Source organism: uncultured Porphyromonas sp. (assembly GCF_938039215.1).
In the GTDB taxonomy this organism is placed as follows: Bacteria; Bacteroidota; Bacteroidia; order Bacteroidales; family Porphyromonadaceae; genus Porphyromonas.
The window spans coordinates 1-16,811 of sequence record NZ_CALHVI010000012.1 but is presented as its reverse complement, the minus strand read 5'-3'; the positions used below and the strand labels follow the sequence as shown (position 1 = coordinate 16,811).

The following is a 16,811-nucleotide window of genomic DNA, read 5'->3' as shown; positions in this document are numbered from 1 at the left end:
GCTAGTCCTTCGTCACCGCCTCGATCACTCCGTCAGCAAAGCGAATAGAGAGGTCAATGCCCGACGATAGTTGCTCCCGACGGGTAATGATCCTTCCACCTACAGAGACCAGACTAAAGCCTCGGCGCAGCACCTCATCGGGGTGCGCCAGACGGATGGCCTGCTCTTGACGCTCGAGGGTCGCCCCAAGGCGCTCTCTGAGTCGCTCTACCGATAGGGGTAGAGGAGCAAGACTCCTCGCCAACTCTTGGCGGTACTGCTTCATCAGATAGCTCGTGAGTAGCGGGAGCTGACGGGCGGAGAAGCGGAGCTGATGGCGGGAATGATCAAGATAGCTTCTCGCTGAGAGGGTGAGCTGAGAGGGAAGCTGAATGAGGCGACGTCGCTCCCGTTCAAGTCGCCCTCGGGCAATCAGAGGCAGCCGAGAGGCCACCGAATGAAGCCAAGCCGTTCGCTCCATCGAGAGCGTCTGGAGACGAAGCAACAGCTGACGCTGGCGCTGAACTAGTTCACCTAGCTCCACGGCTAATTCTTCGATGAGGAAGCTAGCCACAGCTGTCGGAGTCTTCAGCGACGTATGGGCGATGAGGTCGAGTACCGAGACATCTCGGTCGTGACCTATCCCCGAGATGATCGGCAGGGGGAACTGCGCCACCGCTTCGCAGAGCGTATAGTCATCGAAGGCTCTTAGTTCGCTCACAGCTCCTCCCCCACGGATGATCACCACGGCATCAAACGAATCCGCCACCTTCAAGATACGCTCCAGAGCCCCAAGGATGGAAGCAGTCGTCTCACTCCCCTGCATCTGTGCACGGAAGAGTGCCGTATAGAAGACCACCCCATAGGCATTCGTATGGAGCTGACGCATGAAGTCACCATAGCCCGCGGCCGTGGCAGATGAGATGATGGCTATACGCTGGAGGGGACGAGGGAGCTCAAGCTCCTTATTCAGCCCGAAGAGTCCATGTCGTTTGAGACGAGCGATGGTCTCTAGACGCAAACGGGCGATCTCACCGAGGGAATAGTTCGGATCAATATCAACGATATTGAGGCTCAGCCCATACTGCGGATGGAAGGAGACCCCTACCAGCGCTAGGATGCTCATCCCAGAGGAGAGCTTGCCCACCCCTTGTTGCTCAAAGGCTCGCTCAATGGCGGTGAACGATGACGACCAGATCGTGGCACGTACCTTCGCTACGACTTCTCCTCCAGCTCCCTTCTCTAGGAGCTCCAGATAACCATGTCCTTGCCCCCCAGCACGTCTCAAGTCACTGACCTCCGCCCGCACCCAATAGCGGTCGGGGAAGGAGTGCTCTAAACAACGTCTGACCGAACTCAAGAGCTCGGTCAGACTAAATGAACGTATGGGGGTGGGATGAGTCACTACTCTGGGAGATGATCAGGGATATGAATGCTTCGCTCGAAGGCAACATCAAGCGAGATCAGCGTCTCGGTAGCTACGACACCAGGGAGCCCCTGGATGGTGCCATTGAGGATACGCATCAAGTCGTTGTTATCAACAGCATAGAGCTTGATGAGCATCGTGTAGGGACCTGTCGTGAAGTGACATTCGACGATCTCGGGGATCTCACTCATGCGCTCTGCCACCTCCTTGTACAGCGACCCACGCTCGAGGCTAACACCGACATACGTACAGGTATTGTAGCCGATCTTCTTGGGGTTGACGTGGTACTTGAGCGAGGTGAGCACACCATTCTCGATCATGCGCATCAGACGCTGATTGACGGAGGAGCGAGAGCTATTCTCTCCTTCCGCTACATCACGTAGGGGGACACGAGCATTTGTCGTCAGCCGTCTTAGGATCTTGAGATCCAGGTCATTCAATTTCTTCATATACAGTACGGGAGTATTCTTTTCACCTGACCTATTTAGCACAAATTTAGTAAACTTCTTAAGAATAGCAGGTGTATCCAGCCTTTATCTGGATAGATTGCTTAAAATAATGGGGCGAAGGCCGAGACCTTGATCCCCTCTGGAGGATCTACACATCGAGAGGCTCTAGAGCACCCTTCTTTCCTTGGGCAAGCACTCCATCCCCACCTAACTAAAGTCCCCCATTCATGGGTCGTCAGAGCGACCCATGAATGGGGGACTTCGGTAACCCATGAATGGGTTCCTCTAGAGAGGTATAATAGGGAATATCTCCACCATAGCATCCCCGCTCTATACGTAGGATAGCATGACCGAGCCTAAGAACGTGGAGGAAGGGGCTTCCCTTCTACTGCCGCTTCCCCAAGCTGACGCAGGATGGGAAGGCACTTGAGCTGAGGGAAGGAAGCAAGGTGCAGTCGGTAATAGTCGAGGAGGTAGTCCAAGATCACCCCACGCTGCTGTCGACTATAAGCAAAGCGGTGCATGTTCGCATAGCTCATCCTCAAGATCTGAGGCAGGTGCAGCGTCTCCTCTGGGGAGAGACAGTGTGCGTGCCGATCTAAGACATAGGCCTGCTCTGAAAGGCTGAAGCACCAGCCTTCCCCCTCGGGGCGCTCCGAGATCTCAGGACTGATCCCGAGGACGGAGAGGAGGGAGAGAAGCAGGCAGAGATGATAGTTCGCCCCTCCCTGCCGAAGCCCTTCCCAGAAGGTAAGTGACGAGGCTAGGTGATCATAGAGGTGCTCATCGGCTAGCGGAGCGGTCAGTATGCGATAGAGGAACTCACTGAGGAAGATCGCCTGAGCCCCCTTGGCGGGATCTAGGTGCACCGCATGACGTGGATGCAGACTTCTCACCTCTTGGATCCGAACGAGATCCCTGCGTGGACTCTTTCTGAGCGTGACCTCTACCTCCGAGAGCGGACGTAGCTGCTCACGGATCAGATTCCTTCTATTCGAAGCCTCGGGCACTAGGGCTGCCACGTGCCCCAAGGCTCGGCTGTAGAGGTGCACGATGCTATAGCGATCACTATAGCGTGTTCGATGAAGGACTAGGGCAGGAGTCGTCGTATAGTTCATCCTAGAGGGATAGCAATGGGGACTAAGGGAGATGTACCAAGAAGGGACAAGCGAGATATAGAGCTAGAAGGAGGCGGGATACTAAGAGAGGACAAGGCGGATATAACGGAAGAGTCTGCAGTCCATCCTCTCATGCTAGAGGGGCGGACTACAGACTCTTCGTCAGGGAGTACTAGGATCCCACGCGTCTGATGTAGACCCTTAGTCTACTTGGACAACGAGGATCTTCGAGTTACTCCAGAATGCCTGTGCATTCTTGATATAGAGGACGAGCTGCTTGTCGGAGCCTGGGACAAGCTCATAGGACGAAGCAGGGTGTACCGTCAGAAGGCGAGCCTTGCGGCTGAAGAGAGGGATCTGTGAGAGCTCACGCATATCCGTCTTGGTGAAGTAGCTCATGTTAGCATTCTCCGTGACGACACGCCCACTCTTGATGAGGTTCATATCCTTGAGATCCGAGTTCGTACCGATGCAGTAGCGTACGGTATTCAGCTCCTTCTCCTGAGCGGCTAGAGCTTCTGCCTGCTGTGCGGTAGCGACATTGAGACGATCTACGTCGCTGTTACGCTCGGTGAGCATGGAGTCTAGCACGCCGATAGCGAGGTTCTTGCGCTGCAGCTCTTCGGTGAGCTCTAGGACACGCTGCTTCTGGTTCTCTAGTTCCTTGCGGAGGACAGCGATCGTATTACGCAGGCGCTTGTTATCCTTACCGCTAGCCTCGAGCTTCTTAGTGAGCTGATCGAGGGCTTCGCTACTAGCACGGAGCTTGTCGTTGATCAGGAGCATGTTGTCCTTGATGCGGTCACGCTCTGAGCGCTGGATGTCTCCATTGCGTGGATTGACATTGATCATACCCTCGACCGAAGAGATCTCCTGGAAGTTGGTAAGCACACTTGCCACAAGCGAGTCAGTCTCGTGTAGCTCAGCCTCGTAGTTTTGATTGATCAGTGCTAGCGAATCATACTGCTCCTTGAGTGCCTTATAGTCACTAGAGTTCTTCCCACAGGAAGCTAGAGTTAGCAGCAGTGCTGCACCAAAGATTACTCTCTTTGTCATAGCTGTTGTATTATTTATTCCACTTCTTTGACCGCTTCATCTTCCGTCGTTCTTCTTCGGTAGATGTGTCTGAGGTAGGATCGATATCCACCTTAGCCTTGTCAAATGTAGCATTTCTTCCTATAACTAGTACAAACTCTCCTCTTGGCTCCCGCTCTGTAAAGTGGCGGATCACTTCGGCGAGTGATCCTCGGACGGTCTCCTCGTAGAGCTTCGTCAGCTCACGTATCGCCACCACGGGGGTCGATGAGTCCATATACTGGGAGAGTTGCTCTAATGTCTTAACGAGTCTATGGGGAGATTCGTACAAAATAGTAGTACAGCCCGAGTTTGCGATCTCTTTGAGCTTCGTCTGTCGCCCCTTCTTCACGGGGAGAAAGCCCTCGAAGATGAAGCGGTCGGAGGGAAGACCAGAGACCACCAGTGCGGGGACGAAGGCCGTTGCCCCAGGGAGACATTCGACCTCAATGCCCCGCTCAATGCAGGCACGCACTAAGAGATAGCCAGGATCGGAGATGGCGGGAGTCCCCGCATCGGTGATCAGTGCCACTTCGCCCTCAGCCTCGATGCGCTGGCAGATGCGGTCAAGTGCCTGATGCTCATTGAACTTATGGTAGCTCTGCATCGGACACTTGATATCGAAGTGCTGGAGCAGCAGCCCCGATGTACGAGTGTCTTCAGCCAAGATCAAGGGCACTCGGCGAAGCACAGAGAGGGCTCTGAGGGTAATATCTTCGAGGTTCCCTATCGGCGTAGGGACAAGGATTAGCTTAGGCATACGGGGAAGAGGGATCTAATGTTTCTTCTTTGCAATAAGATCAGAGAAGAGCTCAGACCAGCGCTGCATGACAGACTCTACGGAGAAGAGGACAGAGCGTTCCTTAGCCTTTCGTCCCATGCTCTTACGAAGGTTATCATCCTCGATCAAGCGGATGATCCGCTCTGCTAATTGCTGATGATCACCAACATTCTCCACGAGGAATCCTGTCTCCCCATCGACAATGATATCTCTGGGTCCACAAGGGCAAGCATAGGACACATTAGGCACACCACAAGAAGCCGCTTCGGCGAGGGCCAGGGAGAAGCCTTCATGGACCGAACTCACCACAGAGATGGACGACTCCATATATTCCTTCTGCATATCATTAGCTTCTATCCTATGTACGCAGCCTTGCAGGTTAAGTCGATTGATTGTTGGATCCAGCTTCTCTAGCTCCTGACCACAGATTTTGAGTCTCCAATCTGGATGAGAGGCATAGACGATAGCCCACGCTTCTAGGAGACTTTCAAAGTTCTTCTGTACCCCATAACGTCCAGAGGCTATGACGACCTTAGCCTCTAAGCTTGCACTTTCCTTAGGGCTAAATGTATTTCCATTGGGAATACAAACAACATTGGGGACATCCCAATTGGGAAGATCTTCCTGGGTAAGCACCACGAGTTGATCAAACTTTCGAGCCAACCACAGATCAATATTATTCTGGATAACACCTCGTAAACCAGGTCTAGAGAAGATCCAGGTATAACGTGCTCCATGCGCTTCCAAGACCTTCACAGCTTTTGTACAAACAAATGGGAGCGCATAGATATCCTTACCGAACATCGAGACTACAACATCGGGTTGAATCTCATTGATTGCCTTCTGCATTCGATTCCGACAGCGAATAAATAGCTTCGGAAGAACCAGCATCTTCTTCAGAAAGGGTTGTTGGTCAAATACCACATAACTAATTCCCAAATCAATCATGTGGACACGACTATCTATTGGATAATAGGGAGCGAGCGTAGCTTGGTCTGTAGTAATGACGTAGACATCATGACCTCTTTCCACCCAATAATTTACCTTATTTACCAGAACTCGAGTCTGACCTCCAGCATACCAAGTATTCTGAATTACATAAGCGATCTTCATAGGTGTATTCTCTTAGCGTTTATATTCATTGTGATTTTCCATTCTTTGCACCCCTTGCTGGTATCTATAGTAACCACGAAAAGGTCGCTCTACACTCAGATAGCTCTAAGCTCATTTATTCATCCGCTTGATGAGGCTGTAGGCCTTGTAGAGACCTAGTTCGCCTGCTCGGCTCAGATCACGTGTACCCTCACGGACCTTACCTTCGGAGTAGAAGAGAAGACCACGATTGAAGTAGCTCTCGGCAAAGCTCGGATTCAGCTCGATCGCCTTCGTATAGTTCGCCATAGCACTAGCCGTATCTCCCGACTTGACGTAGAGATTGGCCAAGTTGTAGTAAGCATAGGCGAAGGTCGGAGCTAGCTCGATCACACGATTGAGATCGGTAAGAGGGGAATGAGCTACGAGACGGGACTGGACGGGGGTGACGGATGCCACCTCTGGGGTAGCTCCCGAAGTGCCCGTAGCCGAAGGACGAATCATCGGCGTGGGAGGTACGGGCTGAGGCTCAGCCTGACGACCCTGCTCTGCCGCACTCCTTCGTAGGGAAGCAAGAGCTCGTGCGAAGTAAGCAAGAGCAAACTGAGGATCCCGATCAATCGCTTCGCTGAGCGAAGCAATAGCCGCCTCTAGATCTTGAAGGAGGAGGTAATCCACACCCTTGAGGAAGGCATGCTGAGCTGTCTTCTCTGGATGCACTAGTAGCTGGGAGAGATGCTTGCGTACGTAGTCAACTTCCTTCGAAGAGAGCGTCCCACCTTGCTCCCTCATCAAGAGGCGAGGTGCATCCTTGTCCTGCTGCTGACGACGGAGGTTGAAGCGATCCAAAAGCTGGGCGAAATAGACCTGTCCTTGGTTGCCATCCTTATCGATCTCAGCGAAGTAGGAGAGGATGAGGTCACGGCGGGGGGTGATCTGCGTCTCTTGGTCTTGGATGCGACCTCGGATCTGACTGGTGTACTTGGGTTTATCCTTGACTGGCTCGGGAGCAGTCTCCACGAGCATGTTGTACTTCTCGATAGCTTCGTCCTCACGGCTACGCGTCTCCTTCCCTGGCTTGGTGGAGCGAGAGGAAGAGGCAGCCTTGTTCCGATACCCCTTACTATTCTGAAGGTCGAAGACATGGAGCTGGTCTCGAGCTGCACCCTTGGCATCGCCAAGTCGCTGACGCACCTCAGAGCGAGCGATGAATCCTTCGGAGAAGATCGGATAGCGGGTAAGCACTACATTCAGATCCTCTAGAGCGGAGCGAAGTGCTCCGAGACGCATCTGCAGCAGCGCTCTATTATACCGAGCGATGTAGTTATCTGGCTCGATCTGGAGCAGAGCATCCCAGTCCTTGATCGCTAGGCTATACTCCCCGACCTGTGAGCGAAGGAGCGCTCTATTGTTGAGCGCAGCACGATCCTTAGGCTCTAAGCGAAGCGCCTCTGTATAGTCGCTCATCGCCCCTCGGAGATCATTGAGATGATAGCGCATGATCGCACGATTGACATAGAGCGAAGCATCCCCTGCATCTAGGGCAAGGACTCGGTCAATGGCACGGATACTCGTGGGGTAGTCCTTGCGCTCGGCAGCGATCTGAGCACGTAGCAGATAAGCAGGGATATAAGTCGAGTCTTGGGCAAGGAGCACATCTACTTGCTTTGTCGCCGTGAGCGTATCCTTACGCTCTAGAGCCGACTGAGCAAGGACTCGATAGGCATCCTTGTTCTTGGGGTCGAACTGAAGCAGTTGGCTAGCGGCACTATCGGCAGCGGCATACTGCTTGTCTTGTAGCAGGGCGATGGAGAGATTGTACTGCAAGCCCACATCTCTCGGGGAGAGCTCAAGCCCCCGACGGAAGTCCGACACAGCCGAGCTATACTCCTTCTGCGAGAAGCGAGCGATCCCACGCAGGAGATAGGCTCGAGGGTAGATCGGGTTGCGATCCAGAGCCAAGGTAGCATCCTCCTCTGCACCCGCATAGTCATCGAGGTTGATCTTCGCCACAGCACGATAGAAGTAGGGCTCAGCCATCCAGGGGCGAAGCCCAATGATCTGATTGAAGTAGCCCATGGAGACGATGTAGTCATTGAAGTAGATCGCATTGCGCCCGATCGAGAGAGCCTGCTCGACATCTATCTGAGCCTTGAGCGAGGCCGTAGAGAGGAGGGAGCCTAAGGCTAGGATCAATAGCTTCTTCATGTATCGTCTATCGCTTGTAGGAGGGAGGAGGGAGAACTTAAGGTAGAGGGAAGTGCTCGTCGCTCAGGGGAGCGAACTATTTCTTCTTCTGAGGAGCGGTCACTACTCGGTAGTGTGCAGAGACCTTGCCCTTGAGCATATTGGCGAGCTTCCCCTTGATGAGCTGCTTGCGGATCGCAGCGATCTGGTCGATGAAGAGGATCCCCTCGATGTGGTCATACTCGTGCTGGATGACACGGGCAGCGAAGCCCGTGTACGTCTCACGGTGGGGCTGGAAGTCTGCATCCAGATACTCGATGGTGATCGTAGCGGGACGAGTGACCTTCTCATTGATCCCGGGGATGCTTAGGCAGCCTTCGTTCTCAGCGAGCGTATCCTCACTGCGCTCTACGATACGGGCATTGATGAAGGTCTGCTTGAGCCCCTTGCATTCGGGGAAGGTATCTGCCATCGGATCTGCATCGATGACGAAGAGACGTATAGCCCGACCGATCTGAGGTGCAGCCAGACCGATCCCGTCGGAGAAGTACATCGTCTCCCACATATTGGTGATCAAGTCCGAAAGGCCTTCGTACTCAGGGGTAATGTCTTGTCCTACCTCACGCAGGACGGGGTGACCATAGATATAAATAGGTAGTTTCATCTTTATCTTAGAAGGGATTAAATCTTAGTTACTTGAAAGGTAGGTTGATGCTCCCGAGGCCATCACGGCGCTCTAGGTAGCTCTGTAGGATGATCACGGCACTGATCTCATCGACCAGCCCCTTGTCTTGCTCTCGGCGCTTCTTCCCGATACCCGCCTCACGGATCGTCCGCTGAGCTAGCGCTGAGGTGAAGCGCTCATCCTGATATTCTAGAGGGATCTCTGGGAGGGCTTTACGGAGCTTCTCGACGAAGGGGCGGATGTACTTCATCGAGGCCGACTCTTGGTTGTTCATCTGCCGAGGATAACCGATGATGATAAGCTCCACAGGCTCTCGACTGACGTAGTCGGTGACGAACGAGAGCAACTGATGGGTAGGGATCGTCCCCAATCCTCCAGGTGTGATCTGCAGGGGATCGGTAGCTGCGACCCCACAGCGCTTCTGTCCGTAGTCAATAGCAAGTATTCTTCCCATAGGTATAAACAAAGGTACGGAAAACTCTCCGCCTCCTCGTCCCAGAGCGGATCTGGCAGGACACAAGGCTCCGATCATCGCCCCTCATTTTTAGAGCAGCGGAGCAGGTAGTCAAGCGAAGAGCGCATAGTGCCTCTCATCATAAGCCCCAGAGCGACACATCCCTTAAACGTAGCACATCCGCCCCAGCTGTATAGCGACAGGCCTTCGGGCATCCCCAAATAAAACCTACTGTGGGTCGGTCGACCGACCTACCGTGGGTCGTCGATGCGACCTACAGTAGGTTTTTTCGGCGACCTACCGTAGGTTTCTTTTTGGGGGTACAAGAGCCCTCGTAGAAAGGGGGCTAAAAGCGAGTGGGCAAACCCTCCCCTACCCCAGAGGGTAGACGAAGGAGCTTGCCCACAACAACTCCAATGAAAGAAGTTCGCTTTACCCTAAGGCTTAGATGTCGAAGGTCGCCGAGAGGTAGAGGCGGCGAGGACGGTTAGGCCCATAGATGTAGTCCGAAGCTCGTCCAGGACCCATATCGGTATCCTTCTGATAAGCATTGAGGAAGTTCTGTACCCCCGCATCCAGCGTGAGCTTCACCAGCGAAGTGAGGCTGATGGCATAGCTCACACGGAAGTCAAGGTCGACAAAGGGCTTGGCCTTGTGAAGGTAAGCCGACCCTGCATTCTGCCCACGGTAGCGCATACCATCACGCACGACATCGAAGTGTCCCTGAGCATCCAGCTCATTAGCTTGCAGATTGAGATCCCCTACTCCTTCGTAGGCCGTATGGGGCACATTCATCGAGCCCGTATAGGTGCCCGAGAGGACGAAGCTCAGAGCAGAGGTAGGACGGAGCGTAGCGGTCAGATAGCCGTAGAGATTAGGGGTACGCTCGTAGTCTCGTGTAGTGACCTTGGCCTGCGTAGGATTGTCTTCATCGGCATCGAAGAGCACCTTGTCCTGCCCGTAGAGGCTGCGCTGTAGGGTCACACCGCCCTGCAGGTCGAAGAGGCGCTGGTACGCCAGACGAGCCTCGAAGCTTAGGCCATAGACCTTGCTCATCCCGTCACGAGCGTTGATGATCGTGATGACCTTGCGCCCCGTCTTGGGGTCGAGGACACCGTCCTCGTTGTCTGGAGTGAACTTGTCTCGGATCCAGGTAGCGAAGCCTTCACCCATGAGGTTGAGCTGCCAGCCCTTCCCCAGCGTGGTGTACCAGTCGAAGGAAGCGCTGAGGCTACGAGAGCGCTCTTCCTTCAGATCCTTCGCTAGGACACGCTCCTTGGGTTCGCCACCCGCCAGCGTGACGTGCATCTCCTCATCGAAGAACTGAGGAGCACGGAAGCCTTCGCTGTAAGAGAGGCGCAGACTGAGGTCCTTCGTGGGATTGAAGCGCACGTTCGCTCTGGGGCTGAAGATGAGGAGCGGATCAATGCTCTTCTGCCCCCCTTGCGTCAGACGGACATAGTCGAAGCGCCCACCGAGGAGGAAGTTCCACCGGTCGGTCGAATACTCCAGCTGGTCGTACTGAGACCAAGTCGTCGTGACCTGATCGATGCCATGAGCACGGTAGCCACTCTTATCGTTGAGCGTCGAGTAAGCACCCTCAGCACCCACCGTCAGAGTAAGCGACTTGGGGAACTTGTGGACATAGGTACCACCCCCCTGGAAGTCAAAGCCCTTGGTCTCGCCATAGGCTGTCAGTGCCTTGAGGGCATCGTCATAGGCCTTCTGATACTCCTCGGCCTGCTGCTTCTCCTCGTCGGTGCCTTGGGCATTACCACGAGGGAGGTTGATCAGGGGCTTTAGGAGCTCATCGGCGTAGTCACCCCCACCATAGTAGCTCTTACGCAGGACCTTCTGCCCCGAAGCATAGAGACTGAAGCTGTCGTTGCCCTCAGCAGTCGTCTGGTCGAAGCGTAGGCTTCCCCCATCGACGAAGTGCTGGAGATACTCAGCGATACGAGCTTGGAAGGGTGCTTCACTTAGGCGATCACCACCACGACGATACTCGTGCATGGAGCGGTATTCAGCCGTCAGCTTGCCATAGATGCCCGTCTTGTAGTAGGCACGGAAGCCGAGAGCTCTATTCTTCAGTTCGGGAATATCGGTGAAGTCATCCCCATCGACATCCACGATCCCACGAGAGGAATGCTGACCGAAGATCATCGCAGCAGCACGGCGGTCTTCGCTGACCAGCGAACCATTGAACGAGGTCGTAGGCATCAGCGAGGTGTATGCCCCCTTATTCTGCTGGAAGGAAGTATAGCTCTGGCGAAGGCTAGCGGTATTGCGCAGAGGCTCTCTCGTGATCACATTGATCACCCCACCGACGGCATTAGCACCGAAGAGGGCTGATCCACCCCCACGTACCACCTCGACACGCTCGATCATAGAGGCAGGGATCTGCTCCAGACCATAAACGCCAGCAAGCGAGCTGAAGATAGGACGGCTATCGATGAGGATCTGAGAATAAGCCCCTTCAAGCCCGTTGATACGCACTTGGTTAAAGCCACAGTTCTGACAGTTGTCCTCGATGCGAAGACCTGGCTGGAAGCGGAGACCTTGGCTGAGGTTCTCCGAATTGGTCTTCTTGAAGATCTCCTGCGAGAGGACGGTGACCAAGCTGGGAGCGTGACGGCGAAGTGTCTCCTGACGGTTAGCAGAGACGACGACCCCATCCAGGTCAATACTCTGCTGCTGGAGATAGAGGTCTAGGTGGCGACTATGCCCAGCCTCAATCCCGACACGGCTCTCCTCCACCCCATAGCCTACGAGACGGGCTTGGATGGTATAAGAGCCCGGAGCAAGGCCTTGGATCGAGAAGGCTCCATGGACATCGGTAGTCGTACCGATCGTGGTCCCCTTGATGAGGACTTGGACATTGGGAAGGGCTTCGTGTGTCGAAGCGTCAACGACGGTGCCCACGATACTTCCCGTAGTCTTCGAGTGCTGCGCATGAGCTTGAGCTAGGACTCCCAGCAGGAGGCTCAAGAGCAGTGTCATACGGTAAAAAATACTCTTCATGACTAGTGTATAATTAGGATTTAAAAGAACAAACCGACGACGAGGACAAGGCGTAGTTCTTCCACGTAGTTCTCCCATAGGGAGCTCAAGGGAAGGACGTCTGCTAGGGGGAGAGATAGGCGAATATCTCTGGCTGGATCCCTCATGCCAGAAGGCATCTGATCCTGTTTCAGTCATGGCAAAGTTAAGCCCCACGACTGTATTTAGGGGTTTCTACCCATAGAATACCTAGAGATGGGGATATGTTCATCCCTGCTACAATCTAGAGAATAACAAAGGTCACGGCCTCCATCTCTACGGGGAGAGATGGAGGCCGTGACCTATATGTAACTAAGGATATTAAGGCCGTCCTTAGTCGAGCTTGCGCTGAGCTACGGAGTCCGAAGACTTGTCGTAGCCACGAGAGTGTCGTCTGCCGAAGAAGAAGGGAAGGAGGACGAGGAAGACCAAGATAGCCCCCAGCACGATGAGCCCCGTGATCCAAGCCTTACCTAAGTCAGCAGAGGTGATGGGGAGTTCGACACCCCACATCCCAAGGATATAGAAGACCAGTGTGGCCAAGAGAAGCAGCGAGATGATCCCGCCAAATACGTACTTCATAAGTCGGATCTGTGAGAGGGTTAGAGTTGGTCGAGAAGCTCTTGCTTCTTCTTGTCGTAGTCTTCCTGAGAGATGACTCCTTCACCAAGGAGGAGCTTGAGCTGGGTGAGGCGACGGAGCAGAGGATCATCCGAGCCAAGATCCGCCGTCTTCACCTGTGGAGCAGGAGCGGACTCTTCCTTATTCGCCTGAGTGATCTTCTTACCGATCTCCAGACCGAGCCCCATCTGGAGACCTGCAGCACCTAGACCACTTTCGTTGCGGGCGGCATCACGCAGAGCTTCGAGACGCTGCATCTCTTCGTAGCTGAGACCAGCCTCAGCAGCAGCAAGACTCTCCGTAGTGGCCTGTGCCACACGACCGATGCGTTCGGTCGTAGCGGGGTCGTAGTTCACACCACTGACGCGCATGTCTGTTAGCTCGATCCCCAGAGTTTCGAGGATGGGAACTAGAGCTGTGTAGAGCTCCTTGGAGAGCTCGGGCAGATGCCCGTTGATCTCGGTGAGGGGATACTGGTGCGTGTGGAGGATCGCAGCGATCTGCGGATAGGCACGCTCGATGAAGAGACTCTGTAGCTCCTCTACTCGGTACTCCCCACTACCAGCCCCGATGAACTGTGTGAAGAAATGCTCTGGATCACCGATGCGGAAGGCATAGACCCCATGCACACCCAGTTCGACAGGCACCTTGTAGACAGGATCGACCACGAGAATCGGTGTAGCCGTCCCCCAGGGGACATCGACGACCTGAGCCTTGCGGAAGAAGTAGATCTGAAGCTTGTGTTCGCTCTCGAAGCCTTGTCGGAGGCGCACCAGCGTAGTGAAGAAGGGATGGTTGTCTGTCTTGAGCTGGAAAGTACCCGACTCGGTCAAGACCTCTGCGACCTTACCCTCGTAGACGAGGAGTGCTCCTTGTCCAGGAGCGACGATGAGCTTACTCCCGTCCTTGATTTCATCAAGAGGGGAGGGGAAGCGATACCAGAGTTCGCCGGGACGTGGTTCATCCCACTGGATGACCTGAGCTAGCTGTCCTCTGAAAACATTAAATAGACCCATAGTGAGTAATCGTATGTGGGATTAAATATGCATTGTATTAGTCATTACCTTCGATGACCTTGTGGTAGTCCGTACTGCTCACGAACTTGCCTTCATTAGAGATCTGCCAGACCGTAGAGTAGGCTGCCAGCAGATAGCCTCCAGAGAAGCGAGCTACCGACGAGACCCGATCGAACTTAGCCTCATCTGCATCATCAGCAGAGAGACTCCAGAGCACCTTCCCTGTCCGAGCATCCAAGCACTGGAGCAAACGGATAGCATCGGGCGAGGCTGTAGGCTTGAAAGAAATGAGCAGTCGATCCTCTGACTGGTAGAGGATCGAGGGAGAGAAGTAGTGAGTACCAGGGGTAAGATCTTCATAGCCCTGCATACGAGACATCTCTACATGGTAGGGCAGGATGAAGACCTTGCGATAGGGTGAAGCATCCGTGAAGAGACCTGAGCCACCATAGTCCTTCCGCCAGCCGAAGTCTGGATCATAGTGAGGATAGCCCATCTGCTCAAGTGTACGATAGCGCACGAGCTGGATCTCTTGATTTTCGTAGTCAAAGGTCTCACTAGAGAAGGCGAAGTGAGTGACCACCTTCGGCGAAGGGAGCTTCGCAGTGAAGGCTGTATGTAGCGTCTTATCCGTGTAGAGCTTATCTGCCAAGGGATAGTAGAGGTAGCTCTTACCCAGATTCGTCATGATCTTCAGCCCATCACCTTTAGCTCGGTAAGCGAACTCCACTTGAGCAAAGCCTTCACTGAGTTCGGATCGATTGTAGTCCTCCCCGTGAATCTCCTTCACATCGAGGGTCGATCGGTCAAGACGATAAAGGCGCTTCTTATTGAAGATGAGATAGACATTCCCATCCTCAAACTGGTAGATATTCAGACTTGAGATGTCCCCCTTAAGGTCGGGTATCTCGATCGTCTTGAGGAGTAGCTTCTTCTCTCCATCATAGAGACGGACGAAGGCCTTAGCCTCCTTAGAGTTCGTCGTTGCAGGATGAGAAGAGCCACAGGCGACCACGATAGGGCGCCCTTCTGCGCTGGTGAAGGTTTGGACCGACTCTAGATCATAGGAGATACGCTCCTTCTCATCCTCCATACGACTAGAGCCCGATTCATACACACCATAGTTGGTCTGACCTCTGGAGGAACTTGAGAATAAGCCTCCAAAAACAGAAACAATAAAGAAGAAGCAAACCACACCCCCGACAGCAGCAAAGGCCTGCTTGGGGTGCTTAGTCACATACTCAACGAGAGTATCAATGGGATCTGAGGCTGTCTCGTGCTTGTGGTGGATGGTGATATCATCCGAGTCAAGGAAGAACTCCGTCGAGCAGCTATCACAGCGATAGTGATCCTCACGAATCAGCGTGGCGCGCGTGCTGCCACACTGGGGACATTTCAGAGCTTTGATGTGCTTGGGCATACTAGGTATGAGCTATGCAAAGAGCAGTAAATACGTGTAATTGCAAACGATTTTTAACCCCCATTTAGTATCGTACAAAGGTAAATCTATACGAAGAGTAGAGGGGGGGCGGGATAGAGTTATTGGATTAGGAGCCTTCGACGAGTTTGTGGTAGTCCGTACCCTCGGAGAGCTTACCATCGTTGGAGAGTACCCACGCTTGTGAGTAGCGCACCAGTAGATAGCCACCAGAGAAGCGTGCTACATCTGGATTAGTTTCGAACTGATTTTCTTCATCAGAGCAACTCCATAGCACCTTACCCGTCCGAGCATCTAGGCATCGGAAGATTCGCTTAGCATCAGGGGCAGCTCGGGGCTTGAAAGAGATGAGCACTCGGTCAGCCGACTCATCAAGGACCTCGGGAGAGAAGTAGTAGGCCCCTGGGGTAAAGTCTTCGTAGCTCTGCAGACGAGAGAGCATTGCGCCTTCGCGTGAGACAAAGATCTTGGCAGGATAGGGCCTAGCGTCATCACGATCCCAGCCAAACTTCGGAGTGTAGCGAGGATAACCGACTTGCTCCAGAGTGCGATAACGCACGAGCTGTATCTGCTGCTCCTTGTCGAAAGACTTCTGCTCCGAGAAAGTGAAGTGGGTAACAACCTTAGCTGCGGGGAGCTCATCCTGAGAGGCATAAAAAGCCGTCTTATAGGGGTAGAGCTTATTGGCAATGGGATAATAGACGAAGCTCTGCCCCATATTCGTCATGATCTGCAGCGCATCCCCATGATCGGCATAGTAGAAGTTCACCTCAGCGAAACCCTCACTGAACTCTGGCAGCTTATAGTCTGCACCACTAATCTCCTTCACATCAAGTGTCGAGCAGTCGACACTATAAAGACGCTTCACACTGAGGATAAAGTAAAACTTCCCATCCCCAAACTGGTGCGCCTTCGTCAAAGTGATATTTCCCTTCACATCAGGAAGGTCGACCTTCTTCAGAAGCTTCTTGGTCTCTCCATCAAAGAAACGTACGAAGACCTTGGTCTCATCCGAGCTCCCGCTTGAGCCCATTGATCGATGAGAGCCACAGAGCATGACGATGGGGCGCCCTGCGGTACTGGTAAAGGCAGCAAGTCGCTCAAGACCGTAGGACGTACGCACCTTACTATGGTTATTGTCCCTTACAGAGTTCTTCGAGGTGATAGCACCGATGACACCCATGAGTGAGAAGAAGACGAACAACCCTAGGGCTATGAGGGCGCTACGCTTGGTATTCGCCGTGACCGCATTCCAGAGGAAGGTCATGGGATTCGAGGAGTCAGACACCGTCTCGATCTTGTGATGGATAGTGATGTCATCCGAGTCGAGGAAGAACTCCGTCGAGCAACTGTCACAACGGTAGTGATCCTCTCGAAGCTGTGTGGCGCGCGTGCTGCCACACTGGGGACATTTCAGAGCTTTGATATGCTTGGGCATCCTAAGTATAAGCT

Annotated in this window: 14 protein-coding genes; all 14 read right to left on the bottom strand. The window is 53.6% G+C overall.

Annotated elements, in window-relative coordinates:
- Window position 1: 1 nt before the first annotated feature.
- A complete protein-coding gene (gene xseA, locus Q0336_RS01510; RefSeq protein WP_298524762.1) occupies window positions 2-1,384 on the bottom strand; it encodes an exodeoxyribonuclease VII large subunit in 1,383 nt (460 codons plus the stop codon).
- On the bottom strand, window positions 1,384-1,854 hold the full coding sequence (locus Q0336_RS01505) for an Lrp/AsnC ligand binding domain-containing protein (RefSeq protein ID WP_298524759.1): 471 nt from the start codon (window positions 1,852-1,854) through the stop codon (window positions 1,384-1,386). The genes xseA and Q0336_RS01505 overlap by 1 nt, the downstream gene beginning before the upstream one ends.
- A gap of 356 nt (window positions 1,855-2,210) precedes the next feature.
- Window positions 2,211-2,972: a recombination protein O N-terminal domain-containing protein gene (locus tag Q0336_RS01500; protein WP_298524756.1), complete on the bottom strand. Its 762-nt coding sequence runs from the start codon at window positions 2,970-2,972 to the stop codon at window positions 2,211-2,213.
- A 201-nt stretch (window positions 2,973-3,173) separates the two neighbouring features.
- The gene (locus Q0336_RS01495; RefSeq protein ID WP_298524754.1) at window positions 3,174-4,028 is read right to left on the bottom strand and encodes a hypothetical protein; all 855 of its coding nucleotides are present in this window, start codon (window positions 4,026-4,028) and stop codon (window positions 3,174-3,176) included.
- Window positions 4,029-4,038: 10 nt separating this feature from the next.
- On the bottom strand, window positions 4,039-4,806 hold the full coding sequence (rsmI, locus tag Q0336_RS01490; RefSeq protein WP_298524751.1) for a 16S rRNA (cytidine(1402)-2'-O)-methyltransferase: 768 nt from the start codon (window positions 4,804-4,806) through the stop codon (window positions 4,039-4,041).
- A gap of 15 nt (window positions 4,807-4,821) precedes the next feature.
- Window positions 4,822-5,940 carry a glycosyltransferase family 4 protein gene (locus Q0336_RS01485; RefSeq protein WP_298524748.1) on the bottom strand — a complete coding sequence of 373 codons (1,119 nt, stop codon included), beginning with the start codon at window positions 5,938-5,940 and terminating at the stop codon, window positions 4,822-4,824.
- Window positions 5,941-6,051: 111 nt separating this feature from the next.
- A complete protein-coding gene (locus Q0336_RS01480) occupies window positions 6,052-8,127 on the bottom strand; it encodes a tetratricopeptide repeat protein (RefSeq protein ID WP_298524745.1) in 2,076 nt (691 codons plus the stop codon).
- Window positions 8,128-8,203: 76 nt separating this feature from the next.
- Entirely contained in the window at window positions 8,204-8,770 is a 567-nt protein-coding gene (gene def / locus Q0336_RS01475) for a peptide deformylase (RefSeq protein ID WP_298524742.1), read from the bottom strand.
- 28 nt (window positions 8,771-8,798) lie between these two features.
- Entirely contained in the window at window positions 8,799-9,245 is a 447-nt protein-coding gene (gene ruvX / locus Q0336_RS01470) for a Holliday junction resolvase RuvX (protein ID WP_298524739.1), read from the bottom strand.
- 444 nt (window positions 9,246-9,689) lie between these two features.
- Window positions 9,690-12,266 (bottom strand): TonB-dependent receptor, encoded by a 2,577-nt coding sequence (locus tag Q0336_RS01465; RefSeq protein WP_298524736.1) that lies wholly within the window; start codon window positions 12,264-12,266, stop codon window positions 9,690-9,692.
- A 351-nt stretch (window positions 12,267-12,617) separates the two neighbouring features.
- Window positions 12,618-12,866, bottom strand: coding sequence for a hypothetical protein (locus tag Q0336_RS01460; protein ID WP_298524734.1), 249 nt, complete (start codon window positions 12,864-12,866; stop codon window positions 12,618-12,620).
- A gap of 20 nt (window positions 12,867-12,886) precedes the next feature.
- Window positions 12,887-13,921 carry an SPFH domain-containing protein gene (locus tag Q0336_RS01455; RefSeq protein ID WP_298524731.1) on the bottom strand — a complete coding sequence of 345 codons (1,035 nt, stop codon included), beginning with the start codon at window positions 13,919-13,921 and terminating at the stop codon, window positions 12,887-12,889.
- 37 nt (window positions 13,922-13,958) lie between these two features.
- On the bottom strand, window positions 13,959-15,341 hold the full coding sequence (locus Q0336_RS01450; RefSeq protein WP_298524728.1) for a hypothetical protein: 1,383 nt from the start codon (window positions 15,339-15,341) through the stop codon (window positions 13,959-13,961).
- Window positions 15,342-15,468: 127 nt separating this feature from the next.
- The coding region (locus Q0336_RS01445; RefSeq protein WP_298524725.1) for a hypothetical protein at window positions 15,469-16,811 on the bottom strand (1,343 nt) is incomplete at its 5' end.

Excerpts from the sequence above, each read along its gene's own strand:
- rsmI (WP_298524751.1), bottom strand. The coding sequence starts at position 4,806 with ATGCCTAAGCTAATCCTTGTCCCTACGCCGATAGGGAACCTCGAAGAT.
- Q0336_RS01485 (WP_298524748.1), bottom strand. The coding sequence starts at position 5,940 with ATGAAGATCGCTTATGTAATTCAGAATACTTGGTATGCTGGAGGTCAG.
- Q0336_RS01505 (WP_298524759.1), bottom strand. The coding sequence starts at position 1,854 with ATGAAGAAATTGAATGACCTGGATCTCAAGATCCTAAGACGGCTGACG.
- Q0336_RS01455 (WP_298524731.1), bottom strand. The coding sequence starts at position 13,921 with ATGGGTCTATTTAATGTTTTCAGAGGACAGCTAGCTCAGGTCATCCAG.
- Q0336_RS01495 (WP_298524754.1), bottom strand. The coding sequence starts at position 4,028 with ATGACAAAGAGAGTAATCTTTGGTGCAGCACTGCTGCTAACTCTAGCT.
- ruvX (WP_298524739.1), bottom strand. The coding sequence starts at position 9,245 with ATGGGAAGAATACTTGCTATTGACTACGGACAGAAGCGCTGTGGGGTC.
- Q0336_RS01460 (WP_298524734.1), bottom strand. The coding sequence starts at position 12,866 with ATGAAGTACGTATTTGGCGGGATCATCTCGCTGCTTCTCTTGGCCACA.
- Q0336_RS01465 (WP_298524736.1), bottom strand. The coding sequence starts at position 12,266 with ATGAAGAGTATTTTTTACCGTATGACACTGCTCTTGAGCCTCCTGCTG.
- Q0336_RS01480 (WP_298524745.1), bottom strand. The coding sequence starts at position 8,127 with ATGAAGAAGCTATTGATCCTAGCCTTAGGCTCCCTCCTCTCTACGGCC.
- Q0336_RS01450 (WP_298524728.1), bottom strand. The coding sequence starts at position 15,341 with ATGCCCAAGCACATCAAAGCTCTGAAATGTCCCCAGTGTGGCAGCACG.
- def (WP_298524742.1), bottom strand. The coding sequence starts at position 8,770 with ATGAAACTACCTATTTATATCTATGGTCACCCCGTCCTGCGTGAGGTA.
- Q0336_RS01500 (WP_298524756.1), bottom strand. The coding sequence starts at position 2,972 with ATGAACTATACGACGACTCCTGCCCTAGTCCTTCATCGAACACGCTAT.